Source organism: Nocardiopsis sp. CC223A, assembly GCF_030766825.1.
Lineage (GTDB): Bacteria > Actinomycetota > Actinomycetes > Streptosporangiales > Streptosporangiaceae > Nocardiopsis.
Genome location: NZ_JASFDV010000058.1, coordinates 26,085 through 46,559 on the forward strand (window position 1 = coordinate 26,085; position 20,475 = coordinate 46,559).

A 20,475-nucleotide genomic window follows, 5' to 3' on the forward strand; every position below is an offset into this window, starting at 1 on the left:
GGAGCAGAGGCGAGCGAGAACGCCTTCCTCCACCCCCCGGTACTGGCGGGAAGGCGGGCACCGCTGGGGTCACCCCACCTGTGGTCGGGCTTTCAAGCGAGCGTGGAGCGCTCCTCTGTTCGCAGGCGGACCATTGCCTCCCTTTCCGAGCGGTGCGGGTGTGCACGCTCCACGTGCACCCGGCTCCGGCGATCACACCCCCACCACCCCGCACGGGCGCCCAACGATTCCCTCCACCGATCTGCCGGTGCGCCGACTGCGGCCGGGGCCGGGCCCACGCGTAGCGCCCCGTCCGTTTCCAAGCGGCTGAGCTTTTGGAAACCTTCACCTCTGTCGCGAACCCCCCTGGGGCCGGGCACCCCACTGGCCTGACACGGCTATGGCCAGGTTGCCGGGCGGGTGGGCAACCCCCTGGGGTTCAGGCCGCGGGAGGCTTTCCGGCTGGGGCCGGGCGCTGCGGCGAAGCGATTGACCGCACGGTGCATGTCCGTTTCCGGGCCCTGACCGATGTGGGGGCGCGGCCACGCCGCACCGACCGGGCGGGCGGTGCCGGGCGAGTACGCGATGCGCTGTGGAGGAAGCGGCGGACGAGCTCACGGCGCTGGAGGCCGACCCGAGCGTCGGGGGTCTTCTGCCTGAACGACTTCGGCGCCCCGCCCGAGAAGCAGGAAGAGGGCACCGCCATGGTCCACCGCTTCCCCTTCCCGTCCTGCTTCGAGTCGATCGCGTGCCGGACGGGCAAACCACCGACGTACGAGGGCCGCGGGCCCTAGCGGTCCGGGGCTTTGCACGCTCGGGGTCACCAGCCGGTGTCGGGCTCGTCGGCTTCCAGGGGTGCGAGCACTCCGAAGGTGCCCTCGTCGTCGTAGAAGTGCTCCTCCCCCTCCTCGTACTCGTCCTCCTCGAAGTGCGGCGGCGCCATGCGTGTACTCCCCTGTCGTCCCGGTCGGCCGTGAGCTGGACGCGGTTTCGGGCAAATGGGTTGTCATAAATGCCTCATATGCCAATAAAAGTCGTATCCAGCCCTGAAGGGTACCGGGCGCCGGAGTGTGAGTTGGCGCACTGTTTCCGCAGCTCAGGGCTACGTGTTAACACAGATTTCATTTCGACTGGGCAACGTCAACCCATTTCTGGCCAGATACGGACAAAGCCACCGGATACTGAAGCGGCAGGGCATTCCCCGGGCGCCGTCATCCCTCCGGCGCCCAGCCGCGCGCCCGGACCACGGCCGCCGCCCCCTGCCCCACCTTCACCGAGCCCAAGGCACACCCTTGTCCTCTTCTTCCGTCCAGAGCCCCGTGCTCGACACACTGCGCACGCCCGTGTCCCGACGTCGCGACGACATCGAGGGGCTCCGGGCGGTCGCCGCCGTACTGATCGCCGTGTACCACATCTGGTTCGGCACGGTCTCCGGCGGCGTCGACGTCTTCCTGCTGCTCACCGGCTTCCTCGTCACGGGTTCGATGGTGCGGTCGCTGGAGCGCGACGGCCGCATCGGCATCGGCGCCTTCTGGAGCCGCACCGTCCGGCGGCTCTTCCCCGCCGGGGCCGTGGTGCTCGCGGCGGTGCTGGCCGGGGCGTTCCTGTTCCTGCCGCGCTCGACGTGGACCGCCGTCATCGCCGACGTGCAGGCGGCGGCGCTGTACCACGCCAACTGGCACCTGGCGCTGGGCTCGGTCGACTACATGGCGCGGGACTCCGCCTCCAGCCCCGTCCAGCACTTCTGGTCTCTGGGCGTGCAGGGGCAGTTCTACCTGCTGTGGCCGCTGCTGCTCACCCTCGTCGCCCTGGTGGCCGTGCGGTCGGGCGGCCGGGTGCGGACCGCCGCGACGGGCGCCGTCGCGGCGGTGTTCGCGCTGTCGTTCGGGTACTCGCTGTGGATCACCGCCGCCGAGCCGACCTGGGCCTACTTCGACACCGGCGCCCGCCTGTGGGAGCCCGCCCTGGGCGGTCTGCTGGCCCTGTTCCTGCCCCGTCTGCGGCTGCCCCGTGTGGTGCGCCTGGTCGCGGGCTGGATCGGCCTGATCGCCCTCATCGCCTGCGGCGCGGTCATCGGGGACTCGCTCCCCTACCCCGGGTTCGCCTCACTGTGGCCGGTGCTGGCCGCGGTCCTCGTCCTGGTCGCGGGCGCCGGGGACGGCCGGTGGTCCGCCGGCCGGCTGCTGGGACTGCCCCCGCTGGTGTGGCTGGGCAAGCACTCGTTCCCGCTGTTCCTGTGGCACTGGCCGGTGCTCGTCTTCTACCTGGAGGTCACGAACCGGGTGAAGCCGTCGATGACCGGCGGCCTGCTGGTGCTGGGCACGTCCCTGGCCGCCGCCCTGGCCACCTCGTGGATCCTCGAAGGCGGCATCGACCGGGTGCTGCGCGACCGGCGGGCGCCGTCGTGGTCGCTGGCCGCGGGCGTGCTGTTCGCGGTTCCGGTGCTGGTGGGCTCCCTGGCCTGGGGCGCGGGCATCGAGCACGAGCGGGAGGTGCGCGCCCGGCTCAGCGACGACCCGACCGCCTACCCCGGCGCCGCCGTGCACCTGAGCCCGGAGCTGGCGGCGAACCTGCCGTCGCTGCCGGTGTATCCGGACACCACCACGGTCAAGCAGGACACCATCGCGCAGACCAGCGAGTGCAACGTGACCATCCCCTCCACCGAGCTGATCTCCTGCGAGTTCGGCGACGTGGACTCGGAGTACACCCTGGTCCTCACCGGCAGCTCGCACGCCCGCCACTGGTTCCAGGCGCTGCGGCCCATCGCCGAACACCACGGGTGGCGGCTGGTCATCATGACCAAGAACGCCTGCCAGTTCAGCTCCGCGGAGCAGGAGTTCGAGGGCGAGGTGTACGAGGAGTGCACCGCCTGGAACGACCAGGTCGCCTGGGAGATCGAGGAGATGGCACCGGACGCGGTGTTCGGGATGGGCACCATCACCCAGCAGGGCGACGGATCGCTGGAGCACGTGCCCGCCGGGTTCGTGCAGCGGTGGGAGTGGCTGGAGGGGCTGGGCGTCGACGTGGTCGCGGTCCGCGACACCCCCCGCTTCTCGTTCGACGTGGCCGACTGCGTCGACCGCGGCGGCCGCTGTGCCCAGGACCGGGCGTACACGATGGCCGAGTCGTCCCCGCTGGCGGCCGCCGCCGAGGCCGGCGACCTGCCGGGCAACGTGCGGACCGTGGACCTGACCGACTACCTGTGCGGCGAGACGGAGTGCCCGGGGGTGATCGGCAACCAGCTGGCCTACTACGACGACAACCACTTCTCGTTCGCGTTCTCGTCGTCGCTGTCGGTCCTGCTGGAGCCGCTGCTGCTGGAGGCGCTGCCCGACGCACCGGTGGCCGACACCACCCTCGCCGATCACACCTTCGCCCGCATCGGCGGCCTCGAAGAGGTCGCCGCCGAACCGGCCGCCACCATCCGCTGACGGCCCCGGGCGGAGCCGGGTCAGGGAGTGTTCCAGGGGGCGCGGGGGCCCTGGCGGAGCAGGGACGGGGCGGCGCCGAGGTCGGCCAGCACCCGGCGGCGGGCGCGGCGGTGCGCCCCCGCATCGAGCAGGGCCGGGCGGGCCGGGAGGTCGCCGAGCCGGGCGCGGTGGACCAGCACCGCCAGGCGGCGGGTCCAGTCCTCCCGCTCGGGCGGGTGGAAGTGGTTCTCCCGCGCCCACGCCGGGTAGGGCGCCCGGAAGCGCAGGGCGCGCAGGTCGTCGAGGGTCCCGAAGACGCCTCCGTCCTGGAACACCGTCGCCCCCGGGTCCTCGCCGACGTCGCCCAGGACGATCACCGGGATGTCCAGGGCGACGGCCTCCAGTGCCGCCGGGGAGCCGACGGTGATCAGGCCGCGGGCCCGGTCCAGCTGGTCGGCGACCGGCCCGGGGCGGAAGAGCACCGTGTGGTCGTGGACCCGCCCGGCGGCGACCAGGCCGCGCCACAGTTCCGCGTAGTCGCCGCCCGGCGCCTCGGTCCGCCGTTCGCCCGGGCACACCACGACCTCCAGGTCGGAGCGGCTCTCGGCCAGGTCGGCCAGCGCCTCCAGGATGCGCTCGCGCTGTCGCGTGGTGCCCGGGAACCGGTCCTGGGCGGCGAACACGACCCGGTGCGGGCGCCCCCGGCGGCGTTCGCGGGCCGTGGGCAGCGGCAGCCCCGCCAGGGCGACCCCGGTGCCCACCCCGAGCTTCTCGCCCAGCTCGGAGAACGCGGCGACCTCCCGCAGGCTGTGCAGGACCAGCAGGTCGGTGCGGGCCCGGTGGAGCCACTCGTGTTCCCCCGCGGGCAGGGCGGGCCCGGGCAGGGTGGAGACCACCACGGGTCGGCGCCGACCCGTCGGCAGGATGTCGCCCAGGGCGTCGGTGACCCGGGCGGTGCAGTTGAGCATGACGACGTCGGGCACCCGGCGGCGGATCAGGCGGCGCAGTTCGGGCAGGGTCAGAACGGGGACCCGGCGGCCCGCCAGCCCGCTGTCGGCGACGGCCCGGCGCAGCTGCGCGGGCGCCGGGGTGATCGGTGACCGCACGACGGCGAGGCCGACGGTGTGACCGTGGCCGGGCAGGGCGTCGAACATGGCCGCGGACAGGCGAACGTACGGTTCGGAGTCCGCAACGGCCACGACCGTCAGGTCCATGCCGCCGAGGTCGGGGTCGGTCACGTCGGTCCTCCTGGATGGGTCCGCGCGGCACCGGGAACGCCGACGGGGCCGCGGTGGGTTCGGGATACGCCGACAGACTACACACCCGAAGTATTCGCCCGGATACCCTTCGAAGTAATGGCTGTTCGTGCGGGTGGTCATCATCTCCCCTGGAGGAATCGGGCCCCGATCGAACCGCCGCGCTCACCGGCCGCGTTGATCGCTGTGCAAACGGACCGACGAAGCACGGGGGATGTGCATGGCCGCAGTCGAGGGAGTGGGGACCGCCGCCGGGGACGGCCGGCCGCCGGAGGCCTCGCCACCGGATCCGGCGCCGCCGGAGGCGGTGGCACCGGAGGTCGGGCGCACTGCGCCGCGCCAACGCCTGCCCGGCGTGGACACGGCGCGGGGCATCGCCCTGCTCGGGGTCTTCATCGCGCACATGGGGGTGCCGCTGACCCTGCTGCTGACCGGGGCGCCCGACATCGACGCCGTCTGGGACGAGGGCCGCTCCGGTCCCGGGATGCTCGTCGTGGAGCTGGTGTCGGGTGCGGTGAGCGGCCGCTCGGCGGCGCTGTTCGCGTTCCTGGCCGGGGTGTCCCTGGTGCTGCTGGCCGGACGCACCCGGCCCGGGACACGCGTGGAGCGCAACCGGGTGCGGGTCCGGGTGGCGGTGCGGGCGCTGCTGCTGATCGCCGTCGGGTACGGCCTGGCGACGCTGGGGTCGCTGTCGGTGATCCTGCACTTCTACGGGCTGTTCTTCCTGCTGGCGATCCCCGTGCTGTGGCTGCGCACCCGCCACCTGGCGGTGCTGGCCGTGGCGGTGGCCCTGATCGGCCCGCAGGCGACGCTGGCCGCCCAGGAGGCACAGGCCGGGTTCGGCTGGTTCGGCGGCGGGTCCGTCGAGGAGGAGTGGACGCCCGAGGAGGAGGCGGAGTGGGAGGCCACCTGGGGCGACCCCGAGTGGGTGGAGGAGAAGGAGGCGTACTGGGCCTCCCTGGAGGAGAGCGACAAGGACCCCTTCGCCGAGGAGGAGTTCGCCGAGGACATGCCGCTGTTCTCCCTCGGGATGCTGGAGAGCCCGCTGGACCTGCTGGTGTTCGGCCTGTACCCGGCGACGGTGTTCCTCGCCTACGTCCTGGCGGGGATGGCGGCCGCCCGCACCGGGCTGCGCTCGCGGAGGGTGCGCTGGTGGCTGGTGGGCGGCGGGGCCGGGCTGGCCGTACTGGGCTACGGGTCGTCCTGGCTGCTGCTGGGGCCGCTGGCCCGGTTCCTGCCCGGTGAGGACGGGTACTCGCCGTGGCGGACGGCACTGGAGGCCTACTCCCACGGCAACACCACCTTCGAGGTGGCGGGCAACACCGGGGTGGCGATGGCCGTGCTGGGCCTGTGCCTGCTGCTCGCCGGGACGCGGCCGATGCGCGTCGTGCTCTACCCGGTGGCGGCCATGGGCGCGATGACCCTCACCCTGTACACCGCGCACGGGGTCGTGCTGTGGGCGGTGTTCGGCGGGCTCCTGCCCGGGTGGGCCGGCTGGGTGGAGACCTACACGGTGGAGGCCGTCCTGGTGTTCTCGCTGGTGTTCGCCACGGTGTGGCGGCTCACCCTGGGCGCCGGGCCGATGGAGCGGCCGGTCACCGCCGCCGCCCGGGCGGTCGCCCGGTGGGTCGTGCGCGATCGGGCCGTACCGCCGCGGGAGGGCGCGAACACGGTCGGGCCCGCGGCCTGACGCGACGGAGGCCGCCCCGGTCGGGGCGGCCTCCGGATCGCCGTGCCGGTGGCGGGGCTACTCGCCCTTCCACACGGGGGCGCGCTTCTCGGCGAAGGCCGCCGCGCCCTCCATGGCGTCCTGGCTGACGAAGACCGGGCCCGCCAGCTCGTTCTGCTTCTCCCACATCTGGGAGGTGGACCAGTCGTCGGACTCGGTGATGATCTGCTTGGAGATCCGCACCGCGAGCGGACCGTTGGCGGCGATCCGCGCGGCCAGCTCCCTGGCACCCTCCAGGGCACCGCCCTGGCCGGTGACCCGGTTGACCAGGCCCAGTTCGGCCAGGCGCGGGGCGTCGACGAAGTCGCCGGTCAGGGCGAACTCCATGGCCAGGTTGCGCGGGATGCGGTGGTGCAGGCGCAGCAGGCCGCCCGCGCCGGCGACCAGGCCGCGCTTGGCCTCGGGGATGCCGAACTTCGCATCCTCGGCGGCCACGACCAGGTCGCAGGCGAGCACCGCCTCGAACCCGCCGGCCAGGGCGTAGCCCTCGACCGCGGCGATCAGCGGCTTCTTGGGCGGGGCCTCGGCGAAGCCGCCGAACCCGCGGCCCTCGACCAGCGGGACCTCGCCCTTCATGAACGCCTTCAGGTCCATCCCGGCGCAGAACGTGCCGCCCGCGCCGGTGATGATGCCCACCGCCAGGTCCTTGCGCGCGTCCAGGTCGTCGAGTGCCTCGGCGATCCCGCGGGCGACCGCGGCGTTCACCGCGTTCTTGGCCCGGGGCCGGTTGATGGTGATGACGGCGACGCCGTCCTCGGCCGTGTAGAGAACCTCGTCGGACACGGTGTCCCCCTACTTGGGCGGCATGCGGAGGGCGCCGTCGATGCGGACGACCTCACCGTTGATGTAGCTGACCTCCAGCAGGGTGCGGGCCAGCTTGGCGAACTCGGCGGCGGTGCCCAGGCGCTTGGGGAAGGGCACCGGGGCGGCCAGGCGCTGCTTGAACTGCTCGGACGCCTCGCCCTCGCCGTAGATGGGGGTCTCCAGGATGCCGGGGGCGATCGTGTTGACCGTGATGCCGACGGCCGCGAGGTCGCGGGCCGCGGGCAGGGTCATGCCGATGACGCCGCCCTTGGAGGAGGAGTAGGCGATCTGGCCGATCTGGCCCTCGATGCCGGCCAGGGAGGCGGTGTTGACGATGGAACCGCGCTCGCCGTCCTCGTTGACCGGCTCGGTCTTGGCGATCTCGGCCGCGGACAGCCGCAGCACGTTGAAGGTGCCGATGAGGTTGACCTGGATGACCTTCTGGTAGCTGGCCAGGTCGTGGGGGTTGCCGGACTTGTCGACGGTGCGGGTGGCCCAGCCGATGCCCGCGCAGGACACCGCGACCCGGAAGGGGGCACCGGTGTCGACGGCGGCCTGGACGGCGGCCTTGACCTGCTCTTCGTCGGAGACGTCGGTCGCGACGAAGACGCCGCCGATCTCCTTGGCGATGGCCTCGCCGCGTTCGGCGTTGAGGTCGGCGACGACGACGGTGGCACCGGCGGAGGCGAGTTCCCTGGCGGTGGCCTCACCGAGGCCACTCGCGCCGCCCGAGACGAGGGCGGAGATTCCGTTGAGATCCATGGGCCGCACTCTACAGAGGATGTGACCCACGCACTAGAACCGGGTTCGGTCAATCACCCCCGGCCTCTTCGCCGACCGGGGCCGCCCGCCCGCCGGAAGCCCCGCCGCGAGCCGAATGTGATGCATGACACACCAGGAAATATGCAACGACAAGGGTCCGGCGACCCCTCGGACAGGGTGGAACATAACAAATTCATATATGCCGTAAACCAAACGGCGAACCTAGGAGTGTCGAGCAGGGAACCCGGTACCATCAGGGCATTCGAGAACCCTCCGGAGTTCCACGGTAAACCTTTGAAACCAGCGGGCAACACAGACGCCAACTGGAGAAAAGCCTTGCCGGGAAGGCGTAGCCGACCGTAGGCGGACGGTCACAGAACCACCGAAGCCGGGGCGTGCGATAAACAAGAAGCGCCCATCCGATGCAATCGGCATAATCGACCCGGGCGCCCCCGCACCACCCTTCCCTCCCTCGTCGACCCCTGGAGTTGTGCTTTGCGTGTCACCGCGATCATTCCCGCGCGGGGCGGTTCCAAGGGAATTCCCCTCAAGAACATCGAGCCTGTGGGCGGCGTCCCCCTCATCGCACGCGCCGTCCGCTCCTGCCTCCTGGCCGACGGCGTCACCGACACCGTCGTGTCCACCGACCACCCCGCCATCGCGGCCGCCGCCCGCGCCGCCGGGGCCCGCGTCCTGGAGCGCCCCGCCGACCTGGGCGGTGACACCGTCTCCTCCGAGGCCGTCCTGCTCCAGGCCCTGGACACCCTGGAGGCCGCCGGGGAACTGCCCGACGTGACCGTGTTCGTGCAGTGCACCAGCCCCTTCATCGACCCCGCCGACCTGGACGCCGCCATCGCCCGCGTCACCGCGCACGAGGCCGACAGCGTGTTCTCCGCGGTGCCCACCCACGCCTTCCTGTGGGCCCGCCGCCCCGAGGGCGCCCGCGGGGTCAACCACTCCCACACGCACCGGCCCCGCCGCCAGGACCGCGAACCCCACTACCGCGAGACCGGCGCGTTCTACGTCGTCGACACCGCTGGGTTCCGCGCCCACGCCCACCGGTTCTTCAGCCGCATCGACCTGCGCGAGGTCCCCGACCTGCACGCGTTCGAGATCGACACCCCCGACGACCTGCGCCTGGCCCGGGCCCTGGCCCCCATCGCGGCCCCCGAGACCGACCCCGTCGACATCGACGCGCTGGTCACCGACTTCGACGGAGTCCACACCGACGACCGCGTCACGGTCTCCCAGGACGGCACCGAGTCGGTCACCGTCAGCCGCTCCGACGGCATGGGCGTGCGCCTGCTGCGGGAGGCGGGCGTACGGGTGCACATCCTGTCCACCGAGGCGAACCCGGTCGTGCGCGCCCGCGCCGACAAACTCGGTGTCACCGTCCTGCACGGGCTCTCCGACAAGCGGGCCGCCCTGGCCTCCTGGCTGTCCGACGAGGGCCTGGACCCCTCCCGCGTCGCCTACCTCGGCAACGACGTCAACGACCTGGGGTGCATGGCCCTGGTCGGCTGGCCCGTCGCCGTCCCCGACGCGCACCCCGCAGTGCTCGCCGCCGCCCGGCTGGTGCTGACCCGCCCCGGCGGGTCCGGCGCCGTGCGCGAACTGTGCGAGCACGCCCTGAACTCCCGTGCGCAGCGCACGGACACGAACTCCCCCACGGACGAAACGAACGAGAAGGACGCCACATGAGCAACGGCACCGCCACCGCCGACCTCAGAGCAGAGATCCCCGCCCTGCGCATCGGCCGCCACATGGTGGGCCCGGGCCACCCGGTGTACGTCATCGGCGAGATCGGCATCAACCACAACGGCGACCTCGACATCGCCAAGCAGCTGATCGACGTCGCCGCCGAGTCCGGCTGCCAGGCCGTCAAGTTCCAGAAGCGCACCCCCGAGATCTGCGTCCCCGTCGAGCAGCGGGACAAGATCCGGCAGACGCCCTGGGGCGAGATGACCTACATGGAGTACAAGCACCGCGTCGAGTTCGGCGAGGCCGAGTACGCCGAGATCGCCAAGTACTGCGACGTCCTGGGCCTGGACTGGTTCGCCTCCCCGTGGGACGTGCCCTCGGTCGACTTCCTGGAGAAGTTCGACGTGCCCGTCCACAAGGTGGCCTCCGCGTCCATCACCGACCACGAGCTGCTGCGGGCCCTGGCCGCCACCGGCAAGCCGGTCCTGCTGTCCACCGGCATGTCCACGCTGGACGAGATCGACGCCGCGGTCACCATCCTGGGCGCCCGCAACCTCGTCATCATGCACTCCACCTCCACCTACCCGATGCCGCCGGAGGAGGGGAACCTGCGCACCATCGAGACCCTGCGCGACCGCTACCGCGTCCCCGTGGCCTACTCCGGCCACGAGCGCGGGCTCCAGATCTCCGTGGCCGCCGCCGCCCTGGGCGCCGTCGCCATCGAGCGGCACATCACCCTGGACCGCACCATGTGGGGCTCGGACCACTCCGCCTCCCTGGAACCCACCGGGCTGCGCAACCTCGTCCGCGACATCCGCGTCATCGAGCAGGCCCTGGGCGACGGCGTCAAGAGGGTGTTCCCCGGCGAGGAGGAGCCCCGCAAGCGCCTGCGCCGCACGACCGCCTGATCCCCGCCCATCATCCCCCGCCGAACACGCGCCCGGGGGCCCGCACGGGTCCCCGGGCGGAGGAGTACCCCGTGACCGCCCTGTCGGTGATCATCCCCGCCAAGGACGTGGCGCCCTACATCGGCGACACCCTCGCGAGCCTGGTGCGCAACGACCGCCCCGACTTCGAGTACATCGTCATCGACGACGGCTCCAGCGACGACACCCCGAACATCGTCGACGACTTTCGCAAGCGCCTGCCCAACCTGCGCATGCTCCGGAACCCGGCGCCCACCGGGCTGTCCGCGGCACGCAACCAGGGCGTCGCCGACTCCACCGGCAGGTACATCACCTACCTGGACGGGGACGACTGGCTGGCCCCCGGTTACCTCGCCCTCGCCCTCGAAACCACAGAGCGGCTCGGGGTGGACTTCTCCAAGACGGACCAAGTCCAGGTCTTCGGCCGCCGCCGGGTTTTCAAACCGGCTCCCGAAGGCCGTGTGAACCAGGCGCTCGATCCCCGCTCCGGAATTCTTCCGGCGAACGGGGAGAGCATGGTCGACTACCCCAACGCCTGCACCGGTATCTACTCCCGTGCCCTGGTCGACCAGGGCCTGATGCGGTTCGACCCGGCACTGCGCACCTGCGAGGATCGCCCCTGGGCCTGGGGGCTTCACCTCAAGGCGGCTTCGTACGCGCGGGTTCCCGTCATCGGTGTCTTCTACCGCCGTCAAGTGACCGGTTCCCTCACCCAGATCGGTGACGAACGCCAGCTGCACTTCCTGGACGCCTGTGACCGCATCATGGCCATGGCCGCGGCGGACCCCGAGAGCGACCGGTTCCTTCCCAAGGCGCTGCGCACCTACTGCGCCCTCATGCTCTTCCAGATCGACAAGCGCGACCGCCTTCCACGGCACCTTCAGCAGGAGCTGGTCACCCGCTGTACCGAAGCTCTACGCGCCTTCCCCGCCGAACACCTCGAACGCCTCTTCATCGAGATCGATCGCAAGCGGAGCAAGCGGCTGATCCGGCTCAAGGACGGCGACTACAAGGACCTGAAGCTCTGATCCGCGTCCTTCATCGCTTCCTGTCACCCAACCCGGATTGGCACGTCACCCATGACCCAGATCTTCGTCATCACCAAGTTCTTCGGTGCGCTCCACCTGGCCGCCGCCATCGATTCGGGCCTGTTCGGTGAGCAGAGGCGTGTACTCCTGACCGCCGATTGCTCCGACAACCCCGAAACGGCGCCCCGGCTCGACGAAACCCCCGGGTTCGAGGCGGTGCGCAGCAGGTTCGACGAGGTCATCTCCTACAACGACCTCATCTGGCCCTATCACCCGGCGCACTGGCAGGCGCACGACACGGACCAGGCGCTGCTGCGAAGGCTCCTGGGAAGCCATCTCTCCCTGGGGACGGATGTCCCCGAGCTGATCGTGGAGTCCGTACAGGCCCATCCCGCCCGGGCGCTGACCCGGCTCTTCGACGATGCGCGCCTCACCGTCTACTCCGACGGCCTCATGTCGTACGGCCCGACCCGTACGACCCTGCCCCGACACGTGGCCACTCGGATCGAGCGCCTGGTCCACATGGACCTCGTCCCGGGCGTGCGACCACTCGTACTGAGCGAACACGGCGTCGGGTCCGCCCTGGTGCCCTCGGAGGCGTTCCGCCGGGTCGTGGCCGAGGTGTCGGCCACGACCGACATCACACCTACGGGCGAAGGCCCCTCGGCGCTCTTCGTCGGCCAGTACCTCTCCTCTCTCGGGCTGCTCACCGAGGAGGAGGAAACAGAGATGTCCGTGCGCACCGTCACCGCCTGCGCCCGCGCGGGCTACCGGTCGATCGCGTACAAACCGCACCCCGCGCACGCGCCGTCCCTGACCCGAAGCGTGCAGTCGGCCGCCGAGGCGGCCGGCGTGCGGTTGCGCCTGCTGGAGGGGGTCCTTCCGGTGGAGGCGTGGTTCGAACGTTCCGCCCCCGACCTGGTCGTGGGGTGCTTCTCCACCTCGCTCAGCACTGCGGACAAGATCTACGGGATCCCCGTGGCCACCATGGGGACCGAACTCGTCCTGGAGCGGCTCACCCCGTATGAGAACAGCAACCGCATGCCGGTGACCATCGCCGACACCACCATGCCCCGACTGCTCGACTCCGGCGAGATCACCCCGCCGGTCATCACCGAGGACCGGTACGAGCAGGGGCTCCTCCCCCTCATCCGGGCGGTGGGCTACTGCATGCAGGCCGCCGCCTACCCGCACCTGCGGGAGGAGGCGGCCGCCTACCTGGCCGAGTACGACGGCGACCTGCTGCGCCACTTCAAGCGCAAGCGGATCGCCGCCCTGGGCATGACCGCCCCCGGGGTGCGCCCCTCCGGTCAGCCGCGCGACGCCAGCGTGCCGCGCAGGTTGGCGCGCAGGGCGCGCAGCCTCCTGCGGGCCCGGCCCAGCTGACGCACGGCGGTCGGGGGCAGCGACAGCCGCATCAGGGAGCGCGTGCGCCTGCGCTGCTGTTCGGGCCCCGTCAGCAGGGACTCCCGCTGTGGCAGCTCCCCGCGGCGTGCGGCGGCCACCAGCGCGGTGAGCCGCCGCACCCAGTCGTTCTCGTGGACCGGGTGGAAGTAGTTGGCCCGCAGCCAGGCGCCGTCCACCCGGCGGAACCGGGCGGCGCGCACGTCGTCCAGGGTGCCCAGCACCCCGCTGCCCTCGAACACCAGGTTGATCTGCTCGGCGTTCAGCCCGAAGTCGGTGAGCACCAGCGTCGGCACGTCCAGCGCGAACGCCTCCAGGGCCGCGGTGGAGCTGACCGTCACGAACCCCGCCGCGTCCTCCAGGTACTCCACCATCGGCCCGGTGCGGAACGCGACCGCGTCGGGGCGGACCTCCCCGCGGGCGGCCATGTACCGCCACAGGGCCTCGTAGTGGTACTTCTCCTTGTGGGTCTGCGCCTCGTCCTCCCGGGCCCGGAGCTTGACCACCACCTCCAGGTCGGGGCGGGCCTCGGCGAGCGCGGCCAGCCCCAGCAGCACCTGTTCGCGCTGCCCGCGCTCCGCGGGCACCTTGGCCTGGGAGGCGAACACCACCCGGGGGCGCCCGCCGCCCGTGCCCGCGCGCGGCCGGGGCTCGGGCAGGAACGGCAGGGTGGCCAGGCCGACCGCACCGGTGGCGCCCAGCCGGGCGCCCAGATCGGTGAACTCGGCGACCTCCCGGTGGCTGTGCAGCACGAACAGGTCGGCAGTCGAACGGTACAGCCAGGCGCGTTCGGTGGCGGGTACCGAGATGCCGGGCAGCCCGGAGACCAGCACCGGGCGCCGCTCGCCGACCAGCGCGTGGGCGAGGGCGTCCACCACCGGGCCGGTGCAGTTGAGCATGAGCACGTCGGGACGCTCGCGCAGCAGTCGGCTCCGCAGTTCCAGGGCGCCGCGCACCGGCACCTCGCGACCGGCCAGCGGCGTCCCGGCGACGGCCGCCCGGACCTGGTCGGCGGACGGGGCCACCGGGGAGCGGACGACCGCCAGGTCGGTGTCCCAGCCCTCGCCGGGCAGGGCGCCCAGCAGTGCCGCCGACCACTTCAGGTAGGAGTCGGAGTCGGCGATCGCCATGACCCTGATCCGCCCGTCGCCGTCACGTTCCACCCGCGTGCTCCTCATCGTTGACCAGGGCGGTGGTCACCGCCAGATCCTCGCGCAGTCCCGGCGAGGCGAGTTCCGTCCACCAGTGTCCGGGCACCCCGTCCGTGCGGATGGACGCCCCGCGCACCAGCAGCCGCAGGGACACCAGCGCGGTGGAGGGCAGCGACCGCACGGTGTGCCCGGGGCCCAGCCCGCGCAGCGACAGCTCGACCGGCACCCCGCTCCCCGCCAGCCGCGCCCGCGGGTCCGCGGCCAGCAGCTCCAGTACCCGCGGGTCCTCCCGCCGGTGCGGGAGGTAGGCCACCGGCCCCTGTACGAGCTGCCGCTCCAGCCAGCCCAGGTAGTCGGGCAGCCGGACCAGGCCGTCGTTGACCAGGGCGGTCCCCAGGACGATCCGCCGCTCGGCGGGGTGATCGTACTCCGGCAGGGAGCGCAGCAGCGGGAAGTCGTGGCGCATCACCCGGATCCCCGCGGCGGCCGCCGCCTCCCGCAGGTCGCCGGGGAGCGGCAGCATGGTGAAGACGGTGAGGCGGCCCTCCTGGGCGGCGCGGCGCAGGACGCGCGCGGCCGCCGTGCCCAGGGCCAGGCGTGCCGGGGTGCGCCGCACCCGGGCGCGCAGCACCGGCTGGACGGACGGGGCGCTGAGCAGCCGCAGCAGGTGCCACACGGCCAGGCCGTCGTCGACCAGGACGATGCGGCAGCGGGGGGCGCGCAGCAGGGGCCGCTGCACCTGGCCGGAGAAGGCGTCGCCGATGACCCAGGTGAAGTCCGCGCTGCGGGGGCGGGTGGGACGGCGCGCGAGCGCCGCCGGCGGGGTCGCGGGGAACAGGCCGCGCAGGGCGGTGTGGACATCGGGCAGGCCGACGGCGTCCTGCCGCAGCAGGATGCACCCCTGGGTGGACAGTCCGTGCGCCGCGTAGGCCTCCACGGCGGACAGGAACTGGAGCGGGGATTCCACCCACGCCGACCCGTGCCCCTCGAAGGCCCAGGGAACGTCCGTGGGAAGAAGGTTCACGACGTGGCTTTCCGGGATTGATCAGACACGTGGGTTTCCAGCGTACACAGTGCATATAACGACCACTTCACCGAAGTACGCCCGTCAGGCCCTGTCCGGCCGCTATGTTCCCCCCAGGGTGACGACGACCGGATTGCAGTGGGCTCAGGAATCGACTCCGGAGGCTTCGATGACCGCAGAGCCGCTCCCCGACTGGTTCATGCCACCGCCCGGCGGATGGACCGCCGATGCCATGGACGACCTCCCTCCGGGCGCCCCCCGGATGGAACTCATCGGCGGAGCCCTCATCGTGCCGTCCCCCCAAACCGTTTTCCACTCCAAGGTCATGTTCCGCCTGGCCCACCTCCTGGAGGAGACCGTGCCGGAGGGCTTCGACGTCCTCCAGGAGATGACGATGAAGCTCGGGAAGTACCAGCGGCCCGAGCCCGACCTGCTGGTCTACCAGTACGAGGCGAACGACGAGGAGCACCTCGACTGGACGCGGACCACCCACGTCCCACCGGAGGACGTGGTCCTGGTCGTGGAAATCGTCTCACCGGAGTCCCGGGACCGCGACCGCACCACCAAGTTCTTCAAGTACGCCCAGGCGGGCATCCCCCACTACTGGATCATCGAGCCCGAGGAGCACGGCGCGGCGATCCACGCCTACGAACTGGACGGCGTCCGGGAACCCCGGTACGTGCCGGTGACCGTCGCCCGGGACCGCCTCAAGGTGGACACCCCCTTCCCCCTCGACATCGACGTGCGGGATCTGCTGCGGCGATGAGCCCCGCCGCCGGTCAGCGGCGGCGGGTGGGGCGGCGGCGCCGGGCGGGCAGCGCGTCGCGGGCCAGGGCGGCCGCGCCGACCAGGCCCGCCTCGTTGCCCAGGGCCGCGGCCACCACGCGGGCCTCGGGGCGGTAGCCCCGGCCGGTGAGTCCGCGCTCGAACGCCTCCCGGGCGGGACCCAGCAGCAGGTCGCCCGCCTCCGAGACACCGCCGCCGATGACGAACAGCTCCGGGTCGAAGGCCGCCGCGAGGTTCGACAGGCCCGCCCCCAGCCAGTGGCCGGCCTCGCGCATCAGCTCCGTGCAGGCGCGGTCGCCCTTGCGGGCCAGCTCGCTCACCAGCGGCCCGGTGATCCGCCGCGCGTCGCCCGCCACCGCCTGGTGCAGCGCACGCGCCACCGGCGACTCGGCGGCCACCAGCTCGCGCGCCTCCCGGGTGAGCGCGTTGCCGCTGGCGTACTGCTCCCAGCAGCCCCGGTTGCCGCACTCGCAGCGGTGCCCGCCCGGGACCACCGTCATGTGCCCGAACTCACCCGCCAGGCCGTACCGGCCGCGGTACAGGCGCCCGTTCAGGACGATCGCCCCGCCGATGCCGGTGCCCAGGTTGACCACGACCACGTCGTCGACCCCCTGGGCGGCGCCCGCGCTCACCTCCGCCCAGGCGGCGGCGTTGGCGTCGTTCTCCACCACCACGGGCAGGCCCAGGCGCGAGGACAGCGCCTCGCGCAGCGGCTCCTCCCGCCAGGACAGGTGGGGGGCGAACAGCACGTTCGCGCGGTGCTGGTCCACGAACCCCGCCGCCCCCACGCCGACGGCGCGCACCGGGTACCCCGAGCGCAGCTCCTCGACCACCGAGACGATCGTGTCCTCCACGACCGCCGGGCTCTTGCTGCGCTCGGGCGTCTCGGTGCGCACCCGCGCCAGTACCCGCCCGCTCGGGGTGACCACTCCCGCGGCGACCTTCGTCCCGCCGATGTCCACCCCGACCGTCAGGGCGTGCCCGTACCGCGCCCGGTTCATCCGGTTCCTCCGGTCAGCCCAGCGCCGAACGGACCACCCCGGCAAGGCGTTCGGCGATCGCGTTCGCCTGCGCCTGCTCCGGGGCCTCCACCATGACGCGGACCTTGGGCTCGGTGCCGCTGGGCCGGATCAGGACCCGGCCGGTGCCGCCCAGCTCCTTCTCGGCCTCGCGCACCGCGGCCCACAGCTCCGCGGAGTCGGCGGCGCGGGACTTGTCCACGTCGGGAACGTTGATGAGCACCTGCGGCAGGCGGGTCATCACCTTGGCCAGCTCCGCCAGCCCCTGCCCGCGGTGCGCCATGGCGGCCAACAGGTGCAGGCCGGTGAGCACACCGTCGCCGGTGGTGGCGTGGTCCAGCAGGATGACGTGCCCGGACTGCTCCCCGCCCAGGGAGAACCCGCCGCGCTTCATCTCCTCCAGCACGTAGCGGTCGCCCACCGCGGTCTCCACGACGGCGATGCCCTCGCGCTCCATGGCCAGTTTCAGGCCGAGGTTGGACATGACCGTCACCACGAGGGTGTCCTCGGCCAGTCGGCCTTCCTCCTTGGCCTCCGAGGCCAGGATCGCGAGGATGTGGTCGCCGTCGATCACGTTGCCCCCGGCGTCCACGGCCAGGCAGCGGTCGGCGTCGCCGTCGTTGGCGATGCCCGCGTCGGCACTGTGCAGCCGCACCGTCTCCTGGAGCAGCTCCAGGTGGGTCGAACCGCACCCCTCGTTGATGTTGTGGCCGTCGGGCGCGTCGCCGATGGCGATGACCTCGGCGCCCGCCCGGCGCAGCACCTCGGGGGCCACCAGCGAGGACGCGCCGTTGGCGCAGTCCACCACGACCTTGAGCCCGGCCAGGGAGTGCGGGGCGGAGGCCAGCACGTGCCGGATGTAGCGCTCGGCGCCGTCGTCGGCGTCGGTGACCCGGCCCACGGCCGTGCCCACCGCCGGGGTCGAGGGCACGTCCAGCAGGCCCTCGATCTCGTCCTCCAGGGCGTCCTCCAGTTTGCGGCCGCCCCGGGCGAAGAACTTGATGCCGTTGTCCGGCGCGGGGTTGTGGCTCGCCGACAGCATCACGCCGAAGTCGGCGTCGAGGTCGCCGGTGAGAAAGGCCACCGCCGGGGTGGGCAGCACCCCCACCCGGACCACGTCGACACCGGTGCTGGCCAGCCCGGCCACCACCGCGGCCTCCAGGAACTCACCGGAGGCGCGCGGGTCGCGGCCCACGACGGCCTTGGGGCGCCGCCCCTCGATCCGAGCCGCGAGCACCCGCGCCCCGGCGATGGACAACTCCAGGGCGAGCGTGGCGGTCAGGTCGCGCCCGGCGACCCCGCGTACACCATCCGTACCGAACAGCCGTCCCACAGGCGACAGCCCCCTTCAGAAGTGGCGCCACGTCAGGCGCCGAGAAGATCAGTGTGACCGACAAGCCACGCGAAAAGGAAAAACCCGTACGACGTCCCCGGGTGTCGGGGACGGCGTACGGGTCGAAGCTCAGCCGAGCACGAGCCGGCGCATGAGCCTTAGCGCTTGGAGAACTGCGGCGCCTTGCGGGCCTTCTTGAGACCGGCCTTCTTGCGCTCCACCTCACGGGCGTCGCGGGTCAGGAAACCGGCCTTCTTGAGGGTCGGGCGGTTGTTCTCCGGGTCCAGGGAAGCCAGCGCGCGGGCGATGCCGTGGCGCAGGGCGCCGGCCTGGCCGCTGGGGCCGCCGCCGCTCATCCGGGCGAAGACGTCGTAGGCGCCCTCGAACCCGAGCGAGACGAAGGGCTCCTTGATGGTCTGCTGGTGGACCTTGTCCGGGAAGTAGACCTCAAGCGGCTTGCCGTTGATCTTCCACTCACCCGCGCCGGGCGTGATGCGCACGCGGGCGATGGCCGTCTTGCGGCGGCCGGTGCCGGCGCTGGGGCCGGAAGCGGTCGGCACGTAGGCGGCGACCGTCTCCTCGGACTCGCTCGTGTACTCGGAGGGGAACTCCTCCGGGTTCTCGGCGTACTCCTGCTCGATGTCTTCGATACCGGTGGGCTCGACCACGGTTCTCCTCGTGTTCTCTGTGAAGTCGCGCGAACGCCTAGGCGGGCTGCTCGATCTTGGTGATTTCGAACGGGACCGGCTGCTGGGCCTGGTGCGGGTGCTCCGAACCGGAGTACACCTTCAGCTTCTTGGCCATCTGGCGACCGAGAGAGCCCTTGGGCAGCATGCCCTTGACGGCCTTCTCGATGGCCCGCTCGGGGTTCTTCTCCAGCAGCTCCGCATAGCCGACGGAACGCAGACCGCCGGGGTAGCCGGAGTGCCGGTAGGCCCGCTTCTGCTCCAGCTTCTTGCCGGTCAGGGCGACCTTGTCGGCGTTCACGACGATCACGAAGTCGCCGGTGTCGATGTGGGGCGCGTAGTACGCCTTGTGCTTGCCCCGGAGGAGCGTGGCAACCTGGCTCGCCATACGCCCGAGCACGAGATCGGTGGCGTCGATGACGTGCCACTGACGCTGAACATCGTTTGGTTTGGGGCTGTAGGTGCGCACGATCGTTTGCCTTCGCTCTTCAGTCGGCTGCCCCATCCCCCTGGTTCGGGATGGTGGACTCGTAATTACGAAACACACCCGCGGGCGCGGGGCGTTTGGACCGGACGTCCCGTGCCACATCGTCAGGACGATCCGGTGGTGAGTGCGCAGACGATGGTGCGTGGATCGGCTCCGGGTCGGTGAACGACCCGGGGCCCACGGCAACTCAAACGCACGACGAAACATCCTACTGGCCACCGTAGCGCAGGTCAAAGCCAGCGGTTGGGGCAGACCGGCAGGACCACGCACGGCGGGGAAAGCGCCGGCACGGGGTCACATCCGTGACCTCTCCGTCTTTCATTATGCCCGTTGCGTGGAGTGCTTCGTCCTTTCCGCGCCCGGGTGTTGGTTACCCTTGCACCGAAAGGCCGGTCTCCGCCCGGAACGACGGGCGCCGACGAGATGCCCGTCACCCCGGCACGCCAGCGGAAACACCGCGGGCACGGGCTTTGGTCAAGTCCCAACCCCCAACGCCTCCGGAGACTCCCATCAGTACCCATCCGAACCCGCCGCAGTACGGTCCCGACGGGCCGGAGCCCGGTGACGGCCAAGACCTGCTCGGCTCAGCCCCCGCACACCCCCACCAGTACCCGGCCGACCCCCGGGTGCCGCAGGGACAGCCACCGCAGCCCCTTCAGGGCGGATCGCCCCTCCCCGGGCACGGCGGGCCCTCCGGGCCGCAGCCGCCGAGCGCCCCATTCACTCCGAGCGGGCCGTACCAGGCCCACCCCGGACATCAGCCGCCCTCCGGCCCGCAGGTGCCGCAGGCGCCGACGCAGGGCCCCGTGGGCGCCCCCGGAGCACCCTCGGGCCCGCAGGCGCCGCAGAACCCGTACGCGCGGCCCGCGGGGACCCCGCCGACCGGACAGTACCAGGGCGCCCCCCTCCCCCCCGCCCCCCACCCCCCCCTCCCCCCCGCCCCCACGGCCCGGCCCCCGCGGCCCCCTCCTCCACCGCCCCCCCGCTCGA

The 20,475-nt window shown here is 72.1% G+C and carries 17 protein-coding genes; 7 read left to right on the forward strand and 10 right to left on the reverse strand.

The genetic code is table 11. The annotated features are described in order from the left end of the window. Positions 1-799: 799 nt before the first annotated feature. The gene (locus QJS33_RS21230; RefSeq protein ID WP_306369790.1) at positions 800-922 is read right to left on the reverse strand and encodes a hypothetical protein; all 123 of its coding nucleotides are present in this window, start codon (positions 920-922) and stop codon (positions 800-802) included. A gap of 400 nt (positions 923-1,322) precedes the next feature. Here QJS33_RS21230 and QJS33_RS21235 point away from each other — a divergent pair, with 400 nt between their 5' ends. Next, on the forward strand, positions 1,323-3,410 hold the full coding sequence (locus tag QJS33_RS21235; protein ID WP_306369791.1) for an acyltransferase family protein: 2,088 nt from the start codon (positions 1,323-1,325) through the stop codon (positions 3,408-3,410). A 20-nt stretch (positions 3,411-3,430) separates the two neighbouring features. Here the strand turns inward: QJS33_RS21235 and QJS33_RS21240 are convergent, their stop codons facing one another. Further along, positions 3,431-4,627, reverse strand: coding sequence for a DUF6716 putative glycosyltransferase (locus QJS33_RS21240; protein WP_306369792.1), 1,197 nt, complete (start codon positions 4,625-4,627; stop codon positions 3,431-3,433). 238 nt (positions 4,628-4,865) lie between these two features. Between QJS33_RS21240 and QJS33_RS21245 the strand changes: the two genes are divergently transcribed. Continuing rightward, entirely contained in the window at positions 4,866-6,335 is a 1,470-nt protein-coding gene (locus QJS33_RS21245; protein WP_306369793.1) for a DUF418 domain-containing protein, read from the forward strand. 57 nt (positions 6,336-6,392) lie between these two features. Here QJS33_RS21245 and QJS33_RS21250 read toward each other — a convergent pair whose 3' ends face one another. Both QJS33_RS21250 and QJS33_RS21255 read right to left on the reverse strand, forming a co-directional pair. Further along, positions 6,393-7,157 (reverse strand): crotonase/enoyl-CoA hydratase family protein, encoded by a 765-nt coding sequence (locus tag QJS33_RS21250; RefSeq protein ID WP_306369794.1) that lies wholly within the window; start codon positions 7,155-7,157, stop codon positions 6,393-6,395. 9 nt (positions 7,158-7,166) lie between these two features. Next, entirely contained in the window at positions 7,167-7,940 is a 774-nt protein-coding gene (locus QJS33_RS21255; RefSeq protein ID WP_306369795.1) for an SDR family NAD(P)-dependent oxidoreductase, read from the reverse strand. Positions 7,941-8,504: 564 nt separating this feature from the next. Here QJS33_RS21255 and QJS33_RS21260 point away from each other — a divergent pair. The 4 genes from QJS33_RS21260 to QJS33_RS21275 all read left to right on the forward strand — a co-directional run bounded on the left by QJS33_RS21260 (position 8,505) and on the right by QJS33_RS21275 (position 12,981). Continuing rightward, positions 8,505-9,641, forward strand: coding sequence for an acylneuraminate cytidylyltransferase (locus tag QJS33_RS21260; protein ID WP_306369796.1), 1,137 nt, complete (start codon positions 8,505-8,507; stop codon positions 9,639-9,641). After that, positions 9,638-10,549 carry an N-acetylneuraminate synthase family protein gene (locus QJS33_RS21265; protein ID WP_306369797.1) on the forward strand — a complete coding sequence of 304 codons (912 nt, stop codon included), beginning with the start codon at positions 9,638-9,640 and terminating at the stop codon, positions 10,547-10,549. Before QJS33_RS21260 ends, QJS33_RS21265 begins: the two co-directional genes overlap by 4 nt. Positions 10,550-10,620: 71 nt before the next feature. Next, positions 10,621-11,595 carry a glycosyltransferase family 2 protein gene (locus QJS33_RS21270; protein WP_306369798.1) on the forward strand — a complete coding sequence of 325 codons (975 nt, stop codon included), beginning with the start codon at positions 10,621-10,623 and terminating at the stop codon, positions 11,593-11,595. A gap of 51 nt (positions 11,596-11,646) precedes the next feature. Then, positions 11,647-12,981 (forward strand): polysialyltransferase family glycosyltransferase, encoded by a 1,335-nt coding sequence (locus QJS33_RS21275; RefSeq protein WP_306369799.1) that lies wholly within the window; start codon positions 11,647-11,649, stop codon positions 12,979-12,981. Here QJS33_RS21275 and QJS33_RS21280 read toward each other — a convergent pair. Continuing rightward, positions 12,906-14,162, reverse strand: a complete 1,257-nt coding sequence (locus tag QJS33_RS21280) for a DUF6716 putative glycosyltransferase (RefSeq protein WP_306369800.1) — start codon at positions 14,160-14,162, stop codon at positions 12,906-12,908. The two genes, QJS33_RS21275 and QJS33_RS21280, sit on opposite strands and share 76 nt — an antisense overlap. Next, positions 14,152-15,174 carry a hypothetical protein gene (locus QJS33_RS21285; protein ID WP_306369801.1) on the reverse strand — a complete coding sequence of 341 codons (1,023 nt, stop codon included), beginning with the start codon at positions 15,172-15,174 and terminating at the stop codon, positions 14,152-14,154. Before QJS33_RS21285 ends, QJS33_RS21280 begins: the two co-directional genes overlap by 11 nt. A 169-nt stretch (positions 15,175-15,343) precedes the next feature. On the opposite strand from QJS33_RS21285, the gene QJS33_RS21290 reads away from it, so the two are divergent. Continuing rightward, a complete protein-coding gene (locus QJS33_RS21290) occupies positions 15,344-15,940 on the forward strand; it encodes a Uma2 family endonuclease (RefSeq protein ID WP_306369802.1) in 597 nt (198 codons plus the stop codon). A 13-nt stretch (positions 15,941-15,953) separates the two neighbouring features. On the opposite strand, the gene QJS33_RS21295 is transcribed toward QJS33_RS21290, so the two are convergent. The 4 genes from QJS33_RS21295 to rplM form a co-directional block, all read right to left on the reverse strand. Next, entirely contained in the window at positions 15,954-16,961 is a 1,008-nt protein-coding gene (locus QJS33_RS21295; RefSeq protein WP_306369803.1) for an ROK family glucokinase, read from the reverse strand. Between the two features lie 13 nt (positions 16,962-16,974). Further along, positions 16,975-18,312, reverse strand: a complete 1,338-nt coding sequence (glmM, locus tag QJS33_RS21300) for a phosphoglucosamine mutase (RefSeq protein ID WP_306369804.1) — start codon at positions 18,310-18,312, stop codon at positions 16,975-16,977. Positions 18,313-18,470: 158 nt separating this feature from the next. Continuing rightward, positions 18,471-18,980, reverse strand: coding sequence for a 30S ribosomal protein S9 (gene rpsI, locus QJS33_RS21305; RefSeq protein WP_220563377.1), 510 nt, complete (start codon positions 18,978-18,980; stop codon positions 18,471-18,473). A gap of 37 nt (positions 18,981-19,017) precedes the next feature. Then, on the reverse strand, positions 19,018-19,467 hold the full coding sequence (gene rplM / locus QJS33_RS21310; protein WP_306369805.1) for a 50S ribosomal protein L13: 450 nt from the start codon (positions 19,465-19,467) through the stop codon (positions 19,018-19,020). Positions 19,468-20,475: the final 1,008 nt, after the last annotated feature.